The 1696-nt window shown below is 71.0% G+C and carries 3 protein-coding genes; 2 read left to right on the top strand and 1 reads right to left on the bottom strand.

Annotated elements, in window-relative coordinates; translation table 11 throughout:
* Window positions 1–74 precede the first annotated feature (74 nt).
* Window positions 75–617 carry a molybdopterin adenylyltransferase gene (gene mog, locus Q4F04_RS11130; RefSeq protein ID WP_303369900.1) on the top strand — a complete coding sequence of 181 codons (543 nt, stop codon included), beginning with the start codon at window positions 75–77 and terminating at the stop codon, window positions 615–617.
* 101 nt (window positions 618–718) lie between these two features.
* Here mog and rsmD read toward each other — a convergent pair whose 3' ends face one another.
* The gene (gene rsmD / locus Q4F04_RS11125; RefSeq protein WP_303369899.1) at window positions 719–1276 is read right to left on the bottom strand and encodes a 16S rRNA (guanine(966)-N(2))-methyltransferase RsmD; all 558 of its coding nucleotides are present in this window, start codon (window positions 1274–1276) and stop codon (window positions 719–721) included.
* Between the two features lie 109 nt (window positions 1277–1385).
* Here rsmD and Q4F04_RS11120 point away from each other — a divergent pair.
* The coding region (locus Q4F04_RS11120; protein WP_303369911.1) for a dTDP-4-dehydrorhamnose 3,5-epimerase family protein at window positions 1386–1696 on the top strand (311 nt) is incomplete at its 3' end.

The following is a 1696-nucleotide window of genomic DNA, read 5'->3' as shown; positions in this document are numbered from 1 at the left end:
GCCGCGGAAAGGCCGTTTCAATCGGCGCGCGAAGGGGGCAGGATGCGCGCACCCCACCCTGCCGGAGCCCCGACGTGACCCAGCGCCAGACCGCCCGCATCGCCATCGTGACCGTGTCCGACCGCGCCAGCCGCGGCGAATACGAGGACCGCAGCGGCCCCGCCGCGGAAAGCTGGCTGCGCGAGGTCGTGACCTCGCCCGCCGACATCGCCCGCCACGTCATCCCCGACGGGCGCGAAGGGGTGGCGGCGACGCTGCGCCGCCTGTCGGAAGGCGAGGGCGCCGACCTGATCCTGATTTCCGGCGGCACCGGCCCCGCGCCCCGCGACGAGACGCCCGAGGCGCTGGCCGAGGTGATCGAAAAGGAACTGCCCGGCTTCGGCGAGGAGATGCGCCGCGCGAGCCTGGCCGAGGGGGTGCCGACCGCCATCCTGTCGCGGCAGACGGCGGGCATCCGCGACGCCTGCCTGATGATCCTTCTGCCCGGCAAGCCCGCCGCCATCGCCACCTGCCTCGATGCGGTCTTCGCGGCGGTTCCTTACTGCCTGGACCTGATCGGCGCCGCGCGGATCGAGACGGACCCTGCGCGGATCGTGGCGTTCCGGCCGAAGGCCTAATCGGGCGGCGATGCCGGTCCGGGGGACCAGCCCCATCGTGGTATACGACGATCCCGGGATATTCGGGCAAAGAAGAAAGACCGCAGGGTGAGGGGCCGCGTTCAGGCCGCTTGCAGCAGCGTGACCAGCGTATCGCCATAGCGGCGCTGGTCGATCCGGGTCAGGCCTTCGGGTGGCAGGGGATCGGTGTCCTCCTCCCACACCACCAGCGCCTCGGGGGCGAGCCAGTTGCCCGCCAGCGCCGAGTTCAGCGCGGCCTCTCCCAGCCGCTGGCCATAAGGAGGATCGAGGAAGACCAGGTCGTAGCCCGCGCCCCGGTTCGGGCCGAGGTTCGTGGCATCGCGCCGCCAGATGTCCGTCACGCCCATGGCGCGGGCCTTTTCCACATTCGCCCGCAGGAGGGCGCGGGCAGGGGCGCCATCGTCCACGAAGGCCACGCGCGCCGCGCCGCGCGACAGAGCCTCGAGACCCAGCGCCCCGGTCCCGGCGAAGAGGTCCAGCACCCGCGCGCCTTCGATCGGAAAGCCGTGGCTGTTGAGGATGAGGTTGAAGATCGCCTCGCGCACCCGATCGGTGGTCGGGCGCAGATGCGCGGCGGGATCGCCCGCCCCCAGTTCGGCCAGTTTCAGCCCGCGCAGGCGGCCGCCGACGATTCGCATGGATGCTCCTTTTCCACGGGATCAAAGAGGCTTGATCGCTCTGGTTGCACGCGGCTTTCCCTTTTCCGGGAAAGATGGCAAGCGCCGTTCAACTGGATGCGGGATGGCGATGCGGATCGAGGAAACGGCTTTGCCGGGGGTGCTGGTGCTGACGCCGGCGCGGCACGGGGATGCGCGGGGGTTCTTTTCGGAAAGCTGGAACCGGCGGACGCTGGAGGAGGCGGGGGTGCACCTGCCCCCGTTCGTGCAAGACAACCACTCGCTGTCTGCCAGGGCGGGCACGCTGCGCGGGCTGCACTACCAGGCGCCGCCGCACGAGCAGGGCAAGCTGGTGCGCTGCGGGCGGGGTGCGCTTTACGACGTGGCGGTGGATGGCCGGCGCGGCAGCGCGACCTATGGGCAATGGGTGGGGGTCGAGCT

Origin of the sequence: Paracoccus sp. (in: a-proteobacteria) (assembly GCF_030536915.1) — a bacterium.
In the GTDB taxonomy this organism is placed as follows: Bacteria; Pseudomonadota; Alphaproteobacteria; order Rhodobacterales; family Rhodobacteraceae; genus Paracoccus.
The sequence above is the reverse complement of the archived record's forward strand: the minus strand, read 5'-3'. Positions and strand labels throughout refer to the sequence as shown.

Coding starts and splice junctions, on each gene's coding strand:
- rsmD (WP_303369899.1), bottom strand. CDS start 1,276: ATGCGAATCGTCGGCGGCCGCCTGCGCGGGCTGAAACTGGCCGAACTG.